The sequence below is a fragment of the Vibrio sp. 10N.222.46.A1 genome, from assembly GCF_041473595.1.
GTDB lineage: Bacteria > Pseudomonadota > Gammaproteobacteria > Enterobacterales > Vibrionaceae > Vibrio > Vibrio tasmaniensis_A.
The window spans coordinates 1-4,632 of record NZ_JBFRSN010000371.1 but is presented as its reverse complement, the minus strand read 5'-3'; the positions used below and the strand labels follow the sequence as shown (position 1 = coordinate 4,632).

Sequence of the window (4,632 nt, the reverse complement as noted above, 5' to 3'; positions counted from 1 at the left end):
AGCTAGAAACACGCGGCTCTTGCTAAAAACAAATAGCTAACACAAACGGGCTCACCTTCTGAGCCCGTTTTTTTATCTTCCTGTCTCTTTCAATTCTTTGCCTTCATAGCCAACCAAGAACGACGAATCACTAGCTACTCACCACTAAAAAGTCGCATTGTTGCGATCGCTTGGTTATAGTCAAACTATTGATATATAGAATGACAAACAGGTTCCATTGAGTCGTTGGATAGTTAGCACCTCATTATTAGCTTCACTCGTTGTCCACTCCGCTCAAGCAGAGGAACAAAATGGGTGCCACAGTCAGCCGCTAGAAGACGCCCCTGTCGAAAAAGCCTACCACTACCTAAACAGTAAATTTTGCCAACCCGCATTATGGTTTGACAGTTTCTTTGTCGATGACCGCATTACCGAAGATGCTCGAGCGGGCACTTCTGTCCGTTGGTACAACGATTTTATTTACTCAGAAGGTGGTGACGTCGACTACTCAACCAAGCTCAACGCACGTTTACATCTTCCCTTTGCGAGTAAGCGCTTAAAATTAATCTACGAATCTGTCAGCGATGAAGAGTTCTTTGATTTCTTTCCACAAGATTCAGAGGAATTAGAGAGCGCACTCGGCCTTCGTTACGATGCTTATGCGAAGGGTTACAGTAGCTTCAATATTAAAGCGACACTGCGTCCGCGTATTGAAGCTCGTTATCGCTTTACCTACCCTCTCACTACCGATGCCGTATTCAGGCTGACCCAACGTGTGTATCAAGAAAAGCAAGAAACTGGCGAGATCACCGATATCGATTTTGATCTTTCTTTGAGTGATGACTTCTTAGCGCGATGGTCGAACTTTGCAGGTTATAACGACGACCTTAAAGGCTGGGAGTACGGTACGGGGCTAACTTTGTATCACTATCTTTCTCAAGACCAAGCTCTACAATACAGCGCGACGATTGCAGCAACCAGCGAGCCGTATAACCACTACGAATATTCACAAGTGTCGATAACCTACCGAGAAAACGTTTGGAAAGAGTGGCTGTTCTACGAATTGATTCCGCGCTATCAATGGGAACGAGAGCCCCATGAGAAACACACCGAAGAGGCCAACATCACCCTACGGCTTGAAGTCCTATTCAATAATGTCTAGCTCAACAACGCCTAGTTAGTATTTATGAGATGAGCATCGTGAGATAAAAACATGGACACAAAAAAAGCACATCATGTGATGTGCTTTTTCAGTTCTATATAAGGCTTAAGCTGTAGTCTTAACCCTTGTAGTTTCTTACTCGTGCCGCTTCTGCTTCACGCTTGTCGACAACGGTTTTACCGATTGGCGCCAATGAGATAACCGCGAGCTTAAGGTGCTGAATCGCAAACGGAATACCGATGATGGTAATGAAACACGCTACTGCTGACATGATGTGACCAATCGCAAGCCAGATTCCCGCAAATAAGAACCAAATAACGTTACCAATCACACCTAGCGGGCTCGTGCCAATGTCCATTTCATTGGTCAGTTCATCGCGTGAAATCGCTTCCTGACCAAATGGAAAGAATGAGAAGTTACCCATAACAAAACACGCTCTACCCCATGGAATACCAACGATGGTTAGGAATGCGAGCAGTCCGAAGAACCACCAAGCTAGTCCCATAAATACGCCACCGAACAGAAACCAAATGATGTTTCCTATTGTTTTCATTCTGTATTCTCCAAATCTTTGAATGCTGTTTATTTCATATGCCGAGTAAGGCAATGCTTGTTGTAATAGGTTCATTATTGTTGAACCTTTATGAACCGTTTATGAATCACTTACATTTTATGTGATTGATACACACCACGGTTCTCTATATCCGCATAGGGCTCAACCCATTTATTTGATACCATTCAGCTCTAACCTAAGCGCAGACTCAACAACGAATTTAAGGCCGAACCTATGAACAATACAGAGCAACCTAAAAAGAAAATGAAAAATTGGGTGCCAATCCTCTTCTTCGGGCTTCTCAGTACGGTTCCAGTGTTCATGTTCTTAGTCGACGTGTACATCAACCAGTATATGTGACAGAGCCCGCCGGCCTAGCTGCATAAATGGATACCGGACCGATTTCCTGTATCCATTTCCATTAGATCCGTTCTTCTGCAGTCAGCTCTTCTGTAATCAAATCAACTTTTCCGTAATCAAATCAGCTCTTCGTTAATAAAATCAAGAATGTCGATCAGCTCATGATCAGGCAGATTCAGTAAGTTATCACCCACATACCATTCAATCTTACATTGGTTTGGCAATTCGCTGATCGCTGGATTTCCTATCCAAACCTTGTGTTTCTTCGCTATGTTGTCTCTCACAATAATGCCGTCTTCGTAGCTCACAGGTAAATAGAGGTGAAGCATGTTGACCTGCGGTTGTTGCGGGTTAATCGTAAACTGAGGGTAATCTTGTAGGATTTGATAGATTTGCTTAGTACGCTCATACAATGCTGGCATCAACTCAATCCGTTGATCAAACTGCATTGCTGCCGAAACTACGTAAGGCGTGCGATGATAAACATTTCCGCCCTGACGCTTCATCCATGCTGAAGCTTTTGCTACGAAAGCCTTATCACCTAGTAGGAGTGACCCCCCAAGACCATTTAACCCTTTATAGAGCGAAACATAAGCTGTATCGAACCCCTTAGCAATCTCGCTATATGGCTTTTGATAATACGCGCCACACTCCCACAAACGAGCACCATCCATATGCAGATGAATCGATTGTTCTTTGCAGTACTGCTTTATCGCTTCAAGCTCTCCCCACTCAGGCAGCTGACCACCAATCTCTCGCATCGGTAGTTCATACAATGCCGCGGCAATCTCATCAGGCCAAGCCTTTAAGTCGTCGACATTCCAAGTGCGAAATACATTACCAACCGGAAGTATATTGAAACGGTTCTGGAGCTGATACCCTTGGCGTTCATGGCGCATAATATGGCTGGATTCGTGCATCGCCACCAAAGGATTTCTTTTTTCTTGGCAAGCAATCTCTAACGCTGTCGGTTGATTCATTGTGCCAGTAATCACAAACACGGCGGCTTCATAGCCGAGAAAATCAGCCACTTTGCTTTCAAAACTCTCAATAAAATCGCCATCACCGTAGGTGTCGTGCGCCACATCATGTGTTTCGCACCATTCAGCCATTTGCGCGAAGGTTTGTGCTGGTGTTGGATCGAAGTGACCAGAAAGCAGCAAATTACATTGTTGACGCAAGTCCGTGCTCATACCTTTTCCTTTATTCATTGTCGTTCTATGTAGGGTGATTGAATTATTTACGTTAGCCTTCAACGGTGACATAAAGTGCACCTCTTCGCTTTTATTATTAGCGAATAATTAGTTTTACGCAGTCATCGGCTGCGTGTGCCGGAAATACTCAAATTGACGGGTGTTTTATATAATTAAGTCCCTAAAAACACGTGCATCTAACTAGATAAGTATGGGCTAATTCGTTGTTGTTCAACCATTCTTCTATTATTGTATATCTATAATTCCAATAAATATTATTCGTTAATGGACAAAGAGGGCTATATGTCGAAAAATCGAGTCTTGGTGCTATTCGCCCACCCTTCTCAGCATCGCTCTGAAGCGAACAAACCCTTATTTGAGCAAGCCAAGCGTATTGAAGGCGTCACCTGTGTCGATCTTTATGCTGAATACCCGACCTTCAAGATCAATATCGATCGTGAACAGAAACGCCTGTTGGACCATGACATCATCATTTTTCAGTTCCCACTATATTGGTACTCAACACCCGCGATTCTTAAAGAATGGCAAGACCTCGTCCTAGAATACGGATTTGCTTACGGCACCGACGGTAATGAACTGCAAGGTAAGAGCTTGTTATGCAGTATCACCGCTGGCGGCAAAAAAGAGGCTTATCAAACTGACGGTTATAACCACTTCACCATCCGTGAACTGCTTCACCCAATCGAACAAACGGCGTCTTTGTGCGGCATGAACTACTTGGCTCCATTGGCTTTGTTTGGTTCACGTACTGCGTTAGAAGAAGGCCGAATTCAAGATCATGTAAATAGCTACAAATCGCTTTTAGAGGCTTTTGTTGCGGGCGAAGTCGATCTTAAAAAGGCAAGCAAGGCTGAAAAGCTAAACCATTATGTCGATGAAATGATGAGCAGAGGTTAGATCATGACAGGATATTTTCTACAAGCATTTATCTATTTGCTCGCGGCAGTCATCGCCGTCCCTATCGCCAAAAGGCTTGGCCTCGGCTCTGTGCTTGGTTACCTGATTGCCGGTGTGGTGATTGGCCCAATCATCGGCTTAGTGGGTGAAGAGACCACGACCATTCAACACTTTGCCGAATTCGGTGTAGTAATGATGCTGTTCTTGGTCGGGCTTGAGCTTGAGCCGAAGATGCTTTGGGCAATGAGAAACCGCCTGATGGGGCTCGGCGGCCTACAAGTCGGTGGCACAACGGCCATAGTCATGGGGATTGCTCTGTTCTTCGGGCAACCTTGGACGATCGCGCTGACTATCGGTTTGATCTTCGCACTGTCATCTACCGCGATTGTTCTCCAAACCTTTAATGAGAAAGGGCTCTCCAAGACAGAAGGCGGCAAGAATGCTTTCTCGGTCTTACTGTTCCAAGA

Annotated in this window: 5 protein-coding genes; 3 read left to right on the top strand and 2 right to left on the bottom strand. The window is 44.6% G+C overall.

Annotated features, from left to right (window positions below):
• The first annotated feature begins 217 nt into the window (after positions 1-217).
• Positions 218-1,141, top strand: a complete 924-nt coding sequence (locus AB4496_RS11845; RefSeq protein WP_009845590.1) for a hypothetical protein — start codon at positions 218-220, stop codon at positions 1,139-1,141.
• A 118-nt stretch (positions 1,142-1,259) separates the two neighbouring features.
• Here AB4496_RS11845 and AB4496_RS11840 read toward each other — a convergent pair whose 3' ends face one another.
• Positions 1,260-1,694 carry a YccF domain-containing protein gene (locus AB4496_RS11840; RefSeq protein WP_004730224.1) on the bottom strand — a complete coding sequence of 145 codons (435 nt, stop codon included), beginning with the start codon at positions 1,692-1,694 and terminating at the stop codon, positions 1,260-1,262.
• A gap of 476 nt (positions 1,695-2,170) precedes the next feature.
• Positions 2,171-3,247 (bottom strand): low specificity L-threonine aldolase, encoded by a 1,077-nt coding sequence (locus AB4496_RS11835; RefSeq protein WP_102257266.1) that lies wholly within the window; start codon positions 3,245-3,247, stop codon positions 2,171-2,173.
• Between the two features lie 303 nt (positions 3,248-3,550).
• Here AB4496_RS11835 and AB4496_RS11830 point away from each other — a divergent pair, with 303 nt between their 5' ends.
• Positions 3,551-4,165 carry an NAD(P)H-dependent oxidoreductase gene (locus AB4496_RS11830; RefSeq protein WP_009845593.1) on the top strand — a complete coding sequence of 205 codons (615 nt, stop codon included), beginning with the start codon at positions 3,551-3,553 and terminating at the stop codon, positions 4,163-4,165.
• 3 nt (positions 4,166-4,168) lie between these two features.
• A partial coding sequence (locus AB4496_RS11825; RefSeq protein WP_372131020.1) for a cation:proton antiporter occupies positions 4,169-4,632 on the top strand: 464 nt, incomplete at its 3' end.

Excerpts from the sequence above, each read along its gene's own strand:
- AB4496_RS11835 (WP_102257266.1), bottom strand. The coding sequence starts at position 3,247 with ATGAGCACGGACTTGCGTCAACAATGTAATTTGCTGCTTTCTGGTCAC.
- AB4496_RS11830 (WP_009845593.1), top strand. The coding sequence starts at position 3,551 with ATGTCGAAAAATCGAGTCTTGGTGCTATTCGCCCACCCTTCTCAGCAT.
- AB4496_RS11840 (WP_004730224.1), bottom strand. The coding sequence starts at position 1,694 with ATGAAAACAATAGGAAACATCATTTGGTTTCTGTTCGGTGGCGTATTT.